This window comes from Kribbella albertanoniae (assembly GCF_004348455.1).
Classification (GTDB): Bacteria; Actinomycetota; Actinomycetes; order Propionibacteriales; family Kribbellaceae; genus Kribbella; species Kribbella albertanoniae.
Window position 1 is genome coordinate 1 of sequence record NZ_SMKA01000239.1, and the last position, 15,255, is coordinate 15,255.

The following is a 15,255-nucleotide window of genomic DNA, read 5'->3' on the forward strand; positions in this document are numbered from 1 at the left end:
AGTCGGATTCGTGGAAGGCGAGGGTGTCCCGGATGGGGACGGCGTGGAGTTCGCCGAAGACGAGGCGGAGTTGTTCGGCGGCGCGGAGGCCTCGGGAGCGGCCGCCGTAGACGACGAAGGCGACGGGTTTGGCGTACCAGGGGCGGCGGACCGCGTCGATGGCGGTCTTGAGGTCGCCGGGGTAGGCGTGGTTGTACTCGGCGGTGACGATGACGACCGCGTCGGCCTCGGCGATGCGGCCGGACAGGTCGGCCAGCGGGAGCCGGCTCAGGTCAATCAGGTCGGGCTTGAACTCGTCGTGCTGCTCGGCCTCGCGTTCGAACCAGTGCGTGACCGTGGTGCCGAAGCGGCCGGGCTCGAGGTTGCGGGTGAGCACGGCGAGGCGGAGCGGGTGGACGGTCACGGGGAGCGACGCTAATACCTCAAGACGACTTGAGGTCAAGAGGACTTGAGGACAAGCTGCCGGGTACGGCGTAGGCCCGCGACTGCCAGTACGACGGTCGCCAGGAGCACGGCGCCGATCACCACGTTGTGAGCGATCGACAGCAGCGAGCGCAGCAGGAGCCACTCGAAGCCGCAGCCGACCGCGGCCACCAGGACGACCCAGAGGCCACCTCGGCGGCGCGCTACGAGCGAGGCCAGCGCGGCCAGGGCCAGCAATGTGGTCACGAGCGCCGGAAGGGCGCTGAAGATCACGACGTAACCGTGCGGATCACAGGACCGCCCACACCGCGGTGAGGACGCCAGGATCGGCTGAGCGATCGCCGCCACCGCCACGAGCAGAGCCGCCACAGCGTTGGCGATCCAGAGCTTCACAACGTCCACTCTACGGAATCACCTACTACAAGAAATCCCGAGTAGCAGATAAACTCATGGATTTGTGGCTGCCACCGAGAAATGCATTCCAGGAGCCAACAAAGACGCATTTTATCACAAGGGGTTTGAATTGCCGAATCCGGTCGACGCCGAACAAGTGCACCTCAGCACCTTCTACGCTGCGCTCGATCACGAGCGGGAGCGGACCGAACGGCGTACCCAGGAAGAACTGCTGGTCAGCACCCGGAACGCGCAGGCGCTGAACCAGCGCGACGGGCGGATCCGCGACCTCGGCGTTCGGTTGGCGCGGCTGAACTCGGCCGAGGAAGGGCTGTACTTCGGCCGGCTCGACGCGGCTGACGGTGAGGTGCTGCACATCGGCCGGCTCGGGCTGCACGACGCCGACTACGAGCCGCTGCTGATCGACTGGCGCGCTCCGGCGGCCCGCCCGTTCTACATCGCGACCGCAGTCGCCAACCAGGGCGTCGTACGGCGGCGGCATATCCAAACGCGGTTGCGGAGAGTCGTCGATGTCCAGGACGAGCAGCTAGATCTCGACCGGGAGGCCGCGGACGCCTCCAAACTCGGCACCGGGGTGATCGGCGAGGCCGTGCTGCTGAAGGCGCTGGACGCACGCCGGACCGGCCGGATGGAGTCGATCGTGCAGACGATCCAGGCCGATCAGGACCGGATCATCCGCTCCGAACTGCCCGGAATCCTGGTCGTCCAAGGCGGTCCGGGCACCGGTAAGACCGCGATCGCGCTGCACCGCGCGGCCTATCTTCTGTACACCCATCGGGAACAGCTGGAAAAGCGCGGAATTTTGGTCGTCGGACCGAATGCGGCATTCCTCAAGTTCATCGGTCAGGTGCTTCCGTCACTCGGTGAGGACGGGGTTCGGCTCGTCACGATCGCCGAGCTGTACCCGGGCCTGACCGCGACCCGCCCGGAGGCGCCGGAGAGCGCCGAGGTGAAGGGCCGCACCGTGATGGCCGCGGTGATCGAGAAGGCGGTCGCCGACCGCCAGTGGATCCCGGACGCACCGATCGAGGTGCTCGTCGACCGGACCACGCTCACTCTCGACCCTGAGTTCGCCCGGACGACGCGCGACCGCGTCCGCCGCCGCAACCTCACTCACAACCAGGCCCGGCCGTTCTTCCTGAACGAGATCGTCGACGGCCTGACCGCGCAGTACTCCGACCTGATCGGCACCGATCCCCTCGACGGCGAGAACATCCTCGACGAGTACGACCTCACCGAGCTCCGCAACGAGATCCTCGCGGAGCCGAAGATGCAGGCGCTGTTCGACCAGCTCTGGCCGCAGCTCAGCCCGCAACAACTCCTCGAGGACCTGTACGGCGACGAGGAGCGACTCGCGCAGGCCGCGCCGCAACTGAGTGTCCTCGACCGCGAACACCTCCTCCGGTACGGTGCCGACTGGAGCCCGGCCGACGTACCGCTGCTCGATGAGGCGGCGGAACTTCTCGGCGACGACGGATCCGAAGCCGCTCGCGAACGGGCTGCCCGGGCCCGCGCAATCGCTTATGCACAAGGCGCTTTGGACCTGCTGTCCGGTTCGGGGTCGACCGACTTCGACGAGGACGACGCCTCCGAGATGCTGACCGCGAAGGACATCCTCGACGCGCAGATGCTTGCCGAGCGCTACGAAGCCGACGACGACCGCACCTTGGCCGAGCGCGCGAGCGCGGACCGGCGCTGGACCTACGGGCATGTGATCGTCGACGAGGCGCAGGAGCTCACCCCGATGGCGTGGCGGGCGATCGCGCGGCGCTGCCCACTGCGTTCGATGACCGTGGTCGGCGATGTCGCGCAGACCAGCGCGATCGGTGGCGGCACGAGCTGGTCCTCGGCACTCGGTGAGACCTTCGGCGACCGCTGGCGCCTGGCCGAGCTCACGCTCAACTACCGCACCCCGGCCGAGGTGATGGACCTGGCGAACGCCGTACTGCGTGAGGTCGATCCGACCGCCAAGGCACCGCAGTCGGTGCGTTCGACCGGCGTCCAGCCGTGGCATGCGGACGTCCCACCGGCCGAGCAGGCCTTGTATGTCTACAAGATGGCGTCCGAGGAGACCCAGTACGGCGAGGTCGGCGTGATCACGTCACGCAGCCGGCTCGAGCTCATCCAGGAGGCGGTCGACGGCCTGAGCGGCGTCACCGTCCTGACCGCCCGCGAGGCGAAGGGACTCGAGTTCGACTCCGTCCTGGTCGTCGACCCGGACGGCGTCGTGATCGAGTCCCCGCGCGGACTGCGTGATCTGTACGTCGCTCTGACCCGCTGCACCCAACGTCTCGGCATCATCGGTGTGCTCCCCGAAGTACTGGCCCATCACGACTGGGATCAGTGATCGGCGCAGCACTTCTGCTGGTGCTGGAGTTCGAACGGGATGAGCAGGTTGCCGGCCGCCGGCTGTAACTGCAGCACGAGCTGGCCATCCCGACGTACCGGACGGAGGAAGTCGAGCGTGTCGACCAATGCGTCGTCGGTGATCGGTAGGCCACCAATCGCTTCCAGGCGGTCGATTCCGCAGCGACTGCGCAGCTCGGCTGCGGGCAGCACCCCGCGACCGTGCTCGTGTCCGGGCCAGCGAACGACGCGGCCCGCCGTACCGAGTGCTGCTTCGACTGCGGCCACGTAGGCACCGCGGACGAGTTGGCTTGGTCCGGCGAGCTCCGGCTGGGAGGCGCCCGGCCGGGTGATCGCCAGGCCCGCACCCCGATCCGCGACGACTGCGCGGATCGGTTCGGCCAGGTCGGCGGCGCCGGCCAGCGACACCGCCACATGCGGCCGGTCGCCGCCCACAACCATGTGGGTGCAGGCGACGACCGGCTGGTCCACAGCCGCGATCAGTTCGTACAGCAGGTGGTCGGCCGCGGCCGTGTCCCTGCTGTCCGCATCGACGGCGACGATCACTTCGGCAGCACCCAGATCGGGTTCGTGTAGAACCACAGGTCGACCCACGGGTCCGCGTCGCCGACCACGTCGAGCGCCGGTCCGGCCGGGTCGACCGCCGCGCCGTGGTAGCCGGCCTGGCTGCGGTTGCCGTCGGTCCCGCGAACGCGGACGTAGGAAGGTTCCTCGACCCGGCCGAGCGGATAGACCAGCTCGAAGGTGCCGCGCTTGCCCGAGGTGTCCCACTGCCGGACGACCTTGGTCTTCGGTGCGGCGAAGGTGTCACGGTCGCTCACCGGACCGGTCACCGCACCCTGGATGACATCCACGCGGTTCAAGGAGGGAACGAAGTTCGCCCAGTTCGGCATCGTCTGGGTGGTGATCCGGACGACCAGCTCGACCGGCCGGCCCTTACGAACCACGAGCGCGCCGCCGAGCGGTTCGCCGTACCGCTTGCCGACCTCACGCACCTCAGCCTCGACACCCTTGACGAGCATGCCGTGGTCGACCCAGACGCGGCCGTTGCGCAGGCCCTCCATCACCGAGAGGTAGTCGCGCCGGTCCGCACCGACATGCGTGCGGCTGTAGAAGCCCGGCCAGAAGTCGCTGTTCGTGGTGAGCACCTGGTTGCCGTAGACCGGGTCCATGTACCGGCCGTCGCGGTCGAACTGCGCCTGGCTGGAGCCGTCCGGGCGGCGAGCGGTCTCGTTCCAGTTGTTGTGGGAGTCGGAGTTCGCGCTGATCCACCACGGCTTGCCCTCGGCGAGCAGGCTGTCCCACAGGCCGCCGACGGTCGCGGTCATCCAGTCGAAACCGCCCCAGGTGCGGTAGCTCTCCGGCGGGTACGCCGGGAACGAGTTCGCGTTCTGGGAGTTGCCGTAGATACCGCGGGCTCCGCCGGGGCCGATGCCCTTCGGCAGACCGCCGGCCTGGTGACCGGGTGCACCCTCGAAGCCGACCGCGATCCGCGGGTCGGCGTCCCGCCAGTTGCGGATCTCGTGCGGGCTGTCGATACCGTTGCGGGCCGGGTGGTTGGCCAGGAAGAGCGCGTCCGCGACGCGGCGCTTGTCGACCTGCTGACCGAGCCACTGGATGCCGGAGACCGCGAGCGCCTCGTTGACCGGGGTGTTCGCACCGGCGTTCTTCACGCTGCCGTCGTAGTTGTTCTCGAACTGCTTGAGAACCTCGACCTCGCGGCTACCCGGCGCGACGAAGATCGTGCCGTGCTCGGCGGCCGGGATGTTCCACTCCAGCCCCTGGAAGATCAGGGTGTCGCGCAGCTCGGAGCGCGCGGCCTTGATCTGCGGGTTCACCAGGTCGACACCGATCCGGGCGTGCGTCGCGCCGCCGTGGTCGGTGATGACGAGCCAGTCCAACCCGTACGCCGCTGCGTGCCGGGCCTGGTCGATCACCCGGTACATGCCGTCGGAGCTGAACTGCGTGTGGATGTGGTGGTCACCGGCCAGCCAGACGTTCGGGCGGTTGCCGTGGCTGAAGATCCAACCGTCCTTCGGGGCGCCGGCGGCCGCGAACTGGGCGCCGGTGACCGCGAGGGCCGCCGTACCGCCGAGGATGCCGGCCGAGCGGAGCAGCCCGCGGCGGGAGACCTCGGTCGGGGTGAGGTCGCTGTCCGGCACCGACTCGTCGAGCGCGGCGAGCGTGGCCGCGTCCAGCTCGGTGTTGGGGTGGTGATGGTCGTGCGAGTGGTCGTGCCCGTGACCATGTCCGTGGCCGTGGCCGTGGCCGTGCCCATGACCGTGATCGGCGGAGTGCGAGTGCCCCATCGTTACTTCCTCCTGACAAAGGGAAATCCGCCGGATCATCGCCTTTCCGGATGTCCATCGGGTGTTGCGCCGGTGAACCATTCGGCGCACCTGCGACCCCGTCGCGACGCGGGATTTTCGGCATTGGTCTAGTCAGGTTTGTTGGTCCCGGACGCCGGACGCTCGAACAATGACGGCATGAGACCGCCCAGACTGCTCGCCGCCGTCCTGGTGACGGCGATCATCACCACGTCCACCACCCCGTCCATCGCCCAGCCCGCCACTCAGGTGTGGGCAGCCCGCGCAGCGACCCATGTCTTCCCCGACTCGCTGCCGACCGACACCGGCGCCGGTACGACGCTCGCCCTCGACTCTGCCCGGAACGAGTTCGAGGCCGGGCAGGTCGTGATCCGCCGCGACCGCGCGTTCACCATCAAGCGGGTCAGCTTCAGCCCGCTCACGTCCGGCTTCCGGGCGATCCCGCCGTCCGAACTGAGCTACAACTTCGTCAAGTTCACGGCGCTCAACCACAACTCGGTCTTCGGCGGCAACCAGTACGTCTACGCCCCGAGCCGGCCCGCCCCGGACGACTTCCCGGACGGACTGTCCAACGATCGCTCGACCACAGTCGCGGCCAACCGGACCCAACCGATCTGGGTCCGAGTCCACGTGCCGAAGTACGTCGCCGGTGGGGTGTACCGCGGTACGGTCCGGATCGAGACCGACCGTGGTACCGAGAGCATCCCGCTGTCGGTGAACGTCCGGCCGGTGACGATCCCGGACGCGAAGGACAGCGGCTTCACCGATGTCGAGTGGACGCTGTTCTTCGGCACGGTCTCGCATCAGCCACCGCCCAGCGGCGTCGAGACGATGCTCGCGAACTACGGCTTCTCCCCGTTCACCCCGAAGTGGTGGAAGCTGATGGAGGACTACGCGGACCTGCGCCGCGACTACCGCAACAACAACCTGACGCTGCCGATGACCACGTTGCTGCTGGCCGGCAACACCACGGTCGATGCCAACGGCAAGGTTCATTTCGACTGGTCGAAGGTCGACCAGGTGGTGAAGTTCTTCACCGACCGCGGCACGGTCAGCCGGCTGGAGGGCTTCTGGGTGAACGGCGGTCCCGGCTACTCGACCGTCTGGGACGTCGAGACGCTGGTCCGCGACGCGGATGGCCAGACCGTGAAGAAGTACGTGCCCTGGACATCCACCGAGGCCGACGACTGGATCCAGCAGTACGTCGGGGCGCTGCGTGATCACGTGAAGGCCAAGGGCTGGAACGGCAAGTGGTGGATGCACATCGGTGACGAGCCGAAGGGCGAGTCGGGTGACAAGGGCTGGAACGGCATCTTCGACAAGGTGAAGGCCGTTTGGCCGGACGTGAAGATCGGCGACGCGACCTTCCACGACCCGGTCGCCTCCCAGGTCGCCGAGCGGGAAGACATCATGATCCCGAACCTGCTCAACTACGAGTGGAGCCCGAAGACGTTCGACGCGGAACGGGCCAAGGGCAAGGATCTCTGGCTCTACAACTGCAACATCCCGACCCAGGGCTTCCTCAACCGCTTCATCGACCAGCCGGAGTACTACCAGCGGCTGATCGGCTGGCTGGCCGCGGCTCGCGGCGCGAACGGTCATCTGCACTGGGCCTTCAACAACTGGAACATCTCGATGGACGACCAGGACGTCAAGGGTGACTTCTGGGTGGTCAATCCGGACCAGAAGCACAAGAACCTGCTGGAGCGGACCATCCGGCTCGAGTCGATGCGGGACGGGATCGAGGACTGGGAGGTCGTCGAGATCCTGAAGAAGACCCATCCGCAGTTGGCCACCGACCTGGCCATGGCGCTGGCGAGCAAGCCTGGAACCTTCACCGGCGATGTCACCTATCTGGAGCGGATTCGCGCTCTGGTGCTGGATGCGGCCGCTGGTAAGCCGCTCGCTGCGCGGGACCTTTCGGCGACGATCAAGGCCGGTGCGGTAGACCTCGGTTCGCAGCACCAGGTTGACGGCGTGTACCTGAAGTGGGGTGCGACGCATCCGGCCGAGTACACGATCCAGACGTCGTACGACGGAGTGAGCTGGGTCGATGCCGGGACGCGAACCAAGGCTGACGGCGGCGAGGACTTCGTCGGGCTGAACGCGAAGGCGCGATACGTCCGGCTGAAGGCGCCGGCGGACGGGCTGCTCACGTTCAAGGTCGCCGGGGCGCCGCTGCAGCATGCGAACCTGGTCGGCGGGCTCACCTACAAGAAGTCCTGGGAGCCGCCTCAAGGATTTCCCGATTCGACCGGGCGGGAGTCGACCGATGGCGTGATCTCCGACAACTTCGGGGACGGCCGCCCGTACGTCATCCAGGGTGCTGCCGGGGAGACGAAGTCGTTCGACATCAGCTTCGATCTGGGTAGTCGCAAGACGGTCCGCGCGGTCGACGTGCAGGGGTACGTCGAGTATTCGGGCTACCGCCCCGACACTGTCCGCGTGCTGACCAGCGACGACGGTGTGAGCTGGACCGATCGCGGTCCGGTGGTGAGCCGGCCGAACGATGCCTCAGGCAACCGTTTCGAGGTCCGCTTCGCCCCGGTCCACGCCCAGCACGTCAAGGTCGCCTTCACCCGAACCTTCATCCCGTCAGCCGACGGCGTCTTCCTGGACGACATCGAGGTCTACTGAGGTCCGGCGTACCGGCCAACGGGTAGTGGTCCCCCCGCCATCCTTCAGCGACCGCCCCGGCCCGCTGCGCGGCTCACCGCTGGACACACCACTACCCGCCCGTCGGTACGCCGGACGCACAGGCCATCACAATTGGCCGGAACCGGCGGCCCCACGCCTGGAACCGGCCGAAGGATCCAGTTGTGATGGCCTAGCGGTCCGCCGTGATGACAGGGCTGCGCCACCCAGCCGGCCGAGTGACCCCAAGGCCGGTCAGTTAAGGGCTCCCCACACGAGCCGGTACGACGTTGAGCACGGTTCAACCATGTGCGCGCCCGGCAAGTGGTTGATGCGTGCTCAAGGTGGGGCGGCCGGGCGACCTTGAGCACGGCTCAGCCATCTGCCCGCCCGGAAGATGGCTCAAGGTGTCGCTGCCTGGGGCGGGTGGTGAGTGGTGCAGGTCCGGTGGGGAGGTGGCCGCAATCAGAAAAACGTCCGCACCGGGCTGGGGAGACCGGTGCGGACGGTGAAGGTATTCAGGAATCAGGCGCATTTGGTGGTGCTGAGAAATGCGGCGGCAAGTGAGGAGCAGAACGCCAACGCTCACTTGCCGCCGAACCGAAGTGTCTTTGTGGTCGAGGTGAGGTTCTCGGCCGGCCGTCGTCCGGGTGGGTTGTCTGGTGAGAAACGGACGACGAAAGAACTTCGGAAACTCTCAGCGGGGTGCTACATCCCACATGCGCTCGCCGGGCAGGGGGTCGGGGAGCCGGTCGACAGCAGGCATCGGGTCGTTGGTGACCCGCAGTCCGGCGAAACGACGGCTCATGGCGTGGGCGTACCGCTCGGCCAACGCCGGCTCGGCGTTGTAGTCGGCGATCACATGCTCACCGAACCAGACCCGCACGCGACGGCGCTCGATGGTCTGGGTGGCGGTGGCGGTTGTCACTGGTCCTCCTGGCAAATTCTCGCAATGATCGGCCTAAGGAATCGCGGGCGAGCGCGGTGACGATGCGCCGTAGGTGTTCACCGTCACATCAGATGCAACGGAGCATCCGAGCCCGAGGTCACGCACCGATCTCGATTTCTCCGACTCCGGGCAAACTTTTTCGGACCGGCCGGACTCGAATTGTTCGAGCACATTTTCGACTGTTATGCCTTTCAGCCGAATGGCCCGCGTACGGAGACGCCGCCGTCCAAGACCAACTGCTGACCGGTCGTGTACGCGGAAGCGTCGGAGGCCAGGTGGACAACGGCGGCGGCGACTTCTTCGGAGCGGCCGTAGCGGCCGAGGGGGATCTCGTCGACCCATTCTCCGGTCGGGGCCGTATTGACGGCGGTGGCGATCGCGCCGGCCGCGGCGACGTTCATCCGGATGCCATCGGCGGCGTACTCGGCGGCGACCGTCCGGGCCAGGCTGAGGATGCCGGCCTTCATCACCCCGTACGCCGCCTGCTCGGGTGCAGCCATGAATCCGGTGACCGAACCGACGCTCACGATCGAGCCACCGGTGCCCTGCTCGAGGAAGACCCGAAGGGCGGTCCGGACCGCGCGAGCGACGTACCGGAGGTTGACCTCGTAGATGGTGTCCCAGTCCTCGTCGGCCATCTCGTGCAGCTTGACCGCGGGGACGAACGCGACCTGCCCGCCGACGACCGTGACGAGGATGTCGAGTCCGCCGAGGCTCTCGACGGCGCCCGCGACCATCGCCTCGAGGTCGGCGAGCGAGCGGACGTCGCCGCTGACCGGGTACGCCGTACCGCCGGATGCGCGCACGTGGTCAGCAGCCTCGGCCGCTCGGGCCGGGTCGAGATCCGCGACCACCACCGCGGCGCCCTCGGCGCCGAACATGTTGGTGACTGCGCGGCCGATTCCGGCTCCGCCGCCACCGATGACCAGGGCTCTTTTCCCACTCAGCTGCATGGCCGCGAGGGTAGACCAGGGGCAGGGCAGTAACCGATACCTTCCCCACCCCACCGCCCCGATCGATTCATAGCGTTTCCTCAGGGAACGACACGCCGAGCTGTCGGTACGACTCCGTACGCTGGATCTCGTGACCATCGAAGACGAGGAAACCCAAGCCCTCGCGCTGCGCAGGCCGGCAGCGGACGGGGTTGTGGGATCGCCTGCCCCGGTCGAGCCGACGGCCTTCGCCGCCGTGCAGACCGAGCACCTGATCGGTGATGTCGGGGACGCGCTGCGGCTGCTCGACGCGGTCGAGCGAGTGCGTGGCCATGCCCATCCGCTGATCCTCGGCCTGCAGGACGCGGTCGGCCTGAAGATGCCGGCGGCCCTGGTGCTGAGCGCTATTGCCAATGGCCGGAGCACCGCGGAGGGCGTTGCCGAGCAGATAGGTACGACGACTGCCGAGGCCGAGCTCGCGATTTCGGACCTGGCCGCGCTCGGCATGGTCCGGAGCGGTCGGCAGGTCGTGGTCACCGCGCTGGGCCAGGCCCGTCTGTCCCAGCTGGACGGTCTGACCGTCCGCGTCCTCGATGTCGTCACCGGCATCCTCGGGCCGGACGACGCCGCCCACCTGGTCCGGCTGCTGCACACGGTTGCCGACGGCCTCGAGTCGGCCGCGGTCACCTCCGGTCCCAGCCAGGCCCTGCCGAACGTGCTGCTGCAGAACTAGTGGTGTGTCGCGTCTAAAACTTGAGTGCTGGCGGTGTCCAGGTGGGTGCATCGCAAGGCGGAGGGAAGGGCTCGATGCTTTTCCATCGTGCCCTTTCCTCCAACGCAGCGAGGTGCCCGCCTGGGCGCCGCCAGTGCCAAGGTTTAGACGCGACACACCACTAGGTCCCGGGGATGGGGTCGTTGTACTTGCCGAGCTGACCTCGGTAGAGGGAATCACCGCGGTAGGGCCACGCGTACGCCGTACAGCCGTGCAGGCCGAGTGTTTGCTGCTGCATGACGGGTGCGGGCTGGCCAGCACCCGGGCAGAGTTGGTGGGCGTAGCCGAGGCGGTGTCCCGTCTCGTGGTTGATCATGTACTGGCGGTAGGTCGTCAGTGAGGCGCCATAGTTCGGGGCACCGTGCACCCAGCGGGCGATGTTGAGGACGACCCGGTCGCCGATCCGGCAGCTCGTGTAGCGATCCGGTGCGTAGCCGCAGTAGATGTCGCGGGTCTCCGGTGTGACGAACATCAGCCGGAAGTCGCTCTGCTCCCCCGGTCCGACCTGCTGGAAGCGCCACTTGCCGCCGGTGGTCCAGCCCTGCGGAGCGCCGTACGTGTCCCCCACGAACTTGGCCAGCGCGGCCTGGTCGACGCCCTTGATCCCACCCTCGACGGCGATCTGGAACTTGAGCAGGTCTCCTGCGGTACCGATCACGCGGTGGTTGGTGTCGACGGGAAGCACGGTGAATTTCACGCTGCCGCGTTGCGGATAGGTGATCGCCGGTTTGGGCCGGTCCGGGGTGGTCGACGACTGCTCGTTCTGCGCCGGCGGCTGCACTGGTTCGTCGAACGGCGTCTGTGCTGTGGTCTCTGCCTGCGTCTGGACGGCCGGCCGCTCGGGTTTGCCGCCGCGGTCGAACGGGCTGGCCGGGAGCTGGAAAAGCACTCCGGCGCCGACCACCGCAACCGCAGCGAGTCCGGCGATCCTGGCAGCAGTCCAGCGGCGCATTGAGTCCCTCTCCTCACGACACCCTGGCGGGCGTCCACTCACCTCCTCTTGCCTGGAAGGGCACAAACCCTTCTCAGCCCGTGGGTGGAGATCGTTTCTCCACCTCCCGGTTTTGATACGGACGTGTTAGTTTAGCGAAGGAAAAAGCACGCTCGTATCACCAAAGGAGAACTTCCGATGAGACGCTGGACCGCGGGCCTCGCCGCCGCGACCCTGCTCACCGCCGGAACCCCAGTGCTTGCCTGGGGGGCGGCACCATCTGCCCACCTGACCGCCGACGTGAACCGCGACGGTCTGCTGACCGCAGCCGACGACGCCGGCCGCGACACCTGGACCGACACCCGCGGCGCGATCTTCCTGCCCAACCTCGACGACGACGAACGCCGCTGCACCGTCGCCCCGGCCGACCTGAACGCGCCCGGACGGGCAGTCGACGACAAGCTCGCCGCCTGCAACGACGCGGCCGACGACCGCATCAACGGCCCTCGCGACGCACGGGATCTGGCCCCGCTCAAGGTCGATGCCCTCCGCAACCTTTCCGCAACCGCGAGCGGGACGGTGACGATCAGCCCGGCCGACAAGGCCCGCGTCTTCGCCGACGGCCGCCCGGTCGGCACCTTGACTGCGGCTCAGTTGCGGCGTGGCGTGCGGCTCGGGCTGGAAGGGCGCGACATCGTTCGCGATCCGGCGCGGTGGGACGGGCAGATCACGGTCACCCTGACCGTCACCGACCACGGCCGCACCAGCAGTGATGTGGTCCGGCTGCGCGTTGCTCCGTTGATGCTGCAGAACGACCTGCAGCCGGCGCAGACCGTGCTCGCCGGACGGCCGAACAACGGACCAGGCTGGTGGAACGGATCGCCGCCGTACCAGGACGGCGTACCGGGTGAGTGGCAGCCGTTCGCTCGGACGCTGCGGGCAGCGACCAACTCGGCCGGGGCGCGGCTGAAGTTCGTTACCGGTACGGCGGACGGCTGGAAGGACATGTGGTTGCAGGACACGTTCGAACCAGCCACCGCGAGCATGCCGGCCGCCGGCCGTCCGCACACGATGCGGATCCTGATCCGGTCCGGCAACGTCTGGGACTTCGACGGAGTCGCCACTCCGCGACCCGCCGGCCGGCTGATCTATCGGGATCTGCGCGGTCCCGATGTCGGTGTCGTCCAGGAGCTCGCCACGAAGGCCTCCCCCGGTCTCGACGACCTGCTGAACATGGGTGGCAACCTGGAGGCGCTCCCGCCGTACGACGGTTATCCACAGGGACGGATCGTTTACGGCGCGGGCGAGCGGCAGCCCGATCCGGCGTACCTGAAGATGGTCACGAGCCAGGGCTATCAGCCGCCGGTGGTGATCGACACCTCGTGGCTGATGATCGGGCACGCGGACGAGACCACGCATGTCGTCCGGGCCGACAATGCTCGCGGGTGGACGCTCGCGGTCGCCGATCCGCGGCTGGCGGCTCAACTCCTGCGCGACGTACAGAAGCGTGGCGGTGGGAATCAGCGGCTCTTCGCGGACACCAACTCCACCTCGAAGCCGACGGTCGACTCGCTCCTCGCCCCCGCCAAGCTGGCCGACAACGGGGCGGCTGCGCAGCACATCGACAAGCAGCTCTCGATCCTGCTCAAGGCGACCGGTCTGCGTGCTGACGAGCTGGTTCGGCTGCCGGTGTTCTTCGACCGCGTTCCCGGGTACGGCCTGCTGAAGGCGCTGACACCGGGTCTCGTCAACGGACTCTCGCTCACCGATCGGCAGTTCGCCGTACCGGATCCGCACGGTCCTCGGTTGAACGGGCGGGATGTCTTCCGGCAGACCGCAGAGGGTGCGCTCGCCCGCAACGGCGTCCGGGTGCACTGGGTCGAGAACTTCTTCTGGTCGCACCTGGGCGGCGGCGAGGTGCACTGCGCAACCAACGCACTCCGCGACGTCTCCGGCGCCACCCCGTGGTGGTCCTGATGGCGGCCGCCACCTGGTGAGACCCATGACAGGAACCGGACAGGAGTGAGGACTCCGCCCAACTTTTTGCAGAATCAGCGAATCGTAGGGGTGGACGCGGTTGGGGGGCCGCGTCCATTGTCCTGTCGCCGGCCGATGAGTGGAGCCCATGTCCTCGAGGAGCAAACCTGGGTCCCGCGCGCGGCGTGCGAAACGAAGGGAGCGCTCCGGAATCGGAGCGCTCGCGCTGGCGATCGTGGGGGTGCTGCTGCCGGGGGTCGGCTACCTGTTGGCCGGGCGGCGACGTCTCGGGGCAGTGATGGTCACGCTCAGCCTCAGCCTGTACGGCGGCGCCGCGTACCTGGCGCTCGCTCGTCGCGACGACGTGATCACGTGGGCGCTGAACCCCGACGTACTGCTCGGGATGGTGGTCGGGCTGGGCGTGATCGCGCTGTACTGGGTCACGGTCCTGGTCACGTCGTACAAGATGCTCCGGCCGCTGTCCGCCGGACCGGGCGCGCGGCTGGCGGGGTCCGCGGGGATCGGGCTGGTCTGCTTCGCAATGGCATCGAGTACGGCGCTCGGCGCGCAGACGCTGATGGCGCAACGGCAACTCGTGGAGAAGGTGTTCTCCGGTGCGCAGTCGAAGAGCCAGACCCGGCCGAAGATCAAGGACACCAAGGACCCGTGGGCGCAGATCCCGCGCCTGAACATCCTGCTCCTCGGCGCCGACGACGGTGAGGGACGCGGCGGCACCCGGACCGACTCGGTGATGGTCGCGACGATCGACACCCGGACCGGCAAGACCTCACTGATCTCGCTGGCCCGGAACTGGATGCGGATGCCCTTCCCGGAGGGCACTGCGCTGCACAAGGAGTTCCCGACCGGCTACTGGGATCCCAACGGCCCGAAGGAACAGGCGAATTACTACCTCGACGCGATGTACCGGATCATCCCCGCCGAGCACGGCGACCTGATCGGTCCCTCCGACAACCCAGGCGCCGACGTACTGAAGATGTCGGTCAGCGAAGCCCTCGGCCTGAAGCTGCACTACTACGTGCAAGTGAACCTGGCCGGCTTCGCCCAGCTCGTCGAAGCCCTCGGCGGCATCACCGTGAACATCAACTACAAGGTTCCCGTCGGTGGCAACGACGACAAGAAGATCCCACCGAACCGCTGGCTCGATCCCGGTCCCGACCGGCACCTCAACGGCACCGACGCGCTCTGGTTCGCCCGCGGCCGCTACGGCGTCCCCGGCGCGGACAACGCCCGCCAAGCCCGCCAGCGCTGCACCGTCAAGGCCATCGTCGAACGCGCCACCCCGCAGAACGTCCTGGCCAACTACCTCGACCTGGCCAAGGCCGGCGAGAACCTGGTCCGCACCGATATCCCGCAGACCATCCTCCCCGCCTTCGTCACCCTCGGCCAGCGGGTCAAGAACGCCCCCATCACCAACATCGACCTCAACAAGAAGAAGAACTACCCCAGCGGCAGCAACCCCAGGTACGAAGCCATGCGCCAACTGATCCAGCTCCACCTCAACCCGCCAC

The 15,255-nt window shown here is 67.7% G+C and carries 12 protein-coding genes; 5 read left to right on the forward strand and 7 right to left on the reverse strand.

The annotated features are described in order from the left end of the window. Both E1261_RS34795 and E1261_RS34800 read right to left on the reverse strand, forming a co-directional pair. Positions 1–403 (reverse strand): NADPH-dependent FMN reductase (locus E1261_RS34795; protein ID WP_132413978.1); only part of this gene is annotated, 403 nt, incomplete at its 3' end. A gap of 35 nt (positions 404–438) precedes the next feature. Further along, positions 439–816, reverse strand: coding sequence for a hypothetical protein (locus E1261_RS34800; protein WP_132413979.1), 378 nt, complete (start codon positions 814–816; stop codon positions 439–441). A 130-nt stretch (positions 817–946) separates the two neighbouring features. On the opposite strand from E1261_RS34800, the gene E1261_RS34805 reads away from it, so the two are divergent. Further along, positions 947–3,184, forward strand: coding sequence for a HelD family protein (locus E1261_RS34805; protein WP_132413980.1), 2,238 nt, complete (start codon positions 947–949; stop codon positions 3,182–3,184). On the opposite strand, the gene E1261_RS34810 is transcribed toward E1261_RS34805, so the two are convergent. After that, entirely contained in the window at positions 3,178–3,786 is a 609-nt protein-coding gene (locus E1261_RS34810; protein WP_238176613.1) for a hypothetical protein, read from the reverse strand. The two genes, E1261_RS34805 and E1261_RS34810, sit on opposite strands and share 7 nt — an antisense overlap. Further along, positions 3,747–5,513, reverse strand: a complete 1,767-nt coding sequence (locus tag E1261_RS34815; RefSeq protein WP_132413981.1) for a PHP domain-containing protein — start codon at positions 5,511–5,513, stop codon at positions 3,747–3,749. The genes E1261_RS34810 and E1261_RS34815 overlap by 40 nt, the downstream gene beginning before the upstream one ends. A gap of 177 nt (positions 5,514–5,690) precedes the next feature. Here E1261_RS34815 and E1261_RS34820 point away from each other — a divergent pair, with 177 nt between their 5' ends. Next, a complete protein-coding gene (locus E1261_RS34820) occupies positions 5,691–8,168 on the forward strand; it encodes a glycoside hydrolase domain-containing protein (protein WP_132413982.1) in 2,478 nt (825 codons plus the stop codon). A gap of 694 nt (positions 8,169–8,862) precedes the next feature. Here E1261_RS34820 and E1261_RS34825 read toward each other — a convergent pair. Both E1261_RS34825 and E1261_RS34830 read right to left on the reverse strand, forming a co-directional pair. Continuing rightward, positions 8,863–9,093, reverse strand: a complete 231-nt coding sequence (locus tag E1261_RS34825; protein WP_132413983.1) for a hypothetical protein — start codon at positions 9,091–9,093, stop codon at positions 8,863–8,865. 212 nt (positions 9,094–9,305) lie between these two features. Continuing rightward, positions 9,306–10,067 carry an SDR family NAD(P)-dependent oxidoreductase gene (locus E1261_RS34830; RefSeq protein WP_132413984.1) on the reverse strand — a complete coding sequence of 254 codons (762 nt, stop codon included), beginning with the start codon at positions 10,065–10,067 and terminating at the stop codon, positions 9,306–9,308. Between the two features lie 130 nt (positions 10,068–10,197). On the opposite strand from E1261_RS34830, the gene E1261_RS34835 reads away from it, so the two are divergent. Beyond that, complete coding sequence (locus tag E1261_RS34835; protein ID WP_238176614.1) at positions 10,198–10,779, forward strand: MarR family transcriptional regulator; 582 nt, start codon at positions 10,198–10,200, stop codon at positions 10,777–10,779. A 160-nt stretch (positions 10,780–10,939) separates the two neighbouring features. Here the strand turns inward: E1261_RS34835 and E1261_RS34840 are convergent, their stop codons facing one another. After that, the gene (locus tag E1261_RS34840; protein WP_132413985.1) at positions 10,940–11,770 is read right to left on the reverse strand and encodes a DUF3152 domain-containing protein; all 831 of its coding nucleotides are present in this window, start codon (positions 11,768–11,770) and stop codon (positions 10,940–10,942) included. Positions 11,771–11,947: 177 nt separating this feature from the next. Here E1261_RS34840 and E1261_RS34845 point away from each other — a divergent pair, with 177 nt between their 5' ends. After that, positions 11,948–13,726 (forward strand): protein-arginine deiminase family protein, encoded by a 1,779-nt coding sequence (locus E1261_RS34845; protein ID WP_132413986.1) that lies wholly within the window; start codon positions 11,948–11,950, stop codon positions 13,724–13,726. A 148-nt stretch (positions 13,727–13,874) separates the two neighbouring features. Beyond that, positions 13,875–15,255, forward strand: a 1,381-nt coding sequence (locus E1261_RS34850) for an LCP family protein (protein WP_132413987.1), incomplete at its 3' end; no start/stop codon positions are given.

What these genes read in the sequence shown, in the direction of transcription:
- E1261_RS34815 (WP_132413981.1), bottom strand. Translation starts at nt 5,513, where the DNA reads ATGGGGCACTCGCACTCCGCCGATCACGGTCATGGGCACGGCCACGGC.
- E1261_RS34840 (WP_132413985.1), bottom strand. Translation starts at nt 11,770, where the DNA reads ATGCGCCGCTGGACTGCTGCCAGGATCGCCGGACTCGCTGCGGTTGCG.
- E1261_RS34845 (WP_132413986.1), top strand. Translation starts at nt 11,948, where the DNA reads ATGAGACGCTGGACCGCGGGCCTCGCCGCCGCGACCCTGCTCACCGCC.
- E1261_RS34820 (WP_132413982.1), top strand. Translation starts at nt 5,691, where the DNA reads ATGAGACCGCCCAGACTGCTCGCCGCCGTCCTGGTGACGGCGATCATC.
- E1261_RS34830 (WP_132413984.1), bottom strand. Translation starts at nt 10,067, where the DNA reads ATGCAGCTGAGTGGGAAAAGAGCCCTGGTCATCGGTGGCGGCGGAGCC.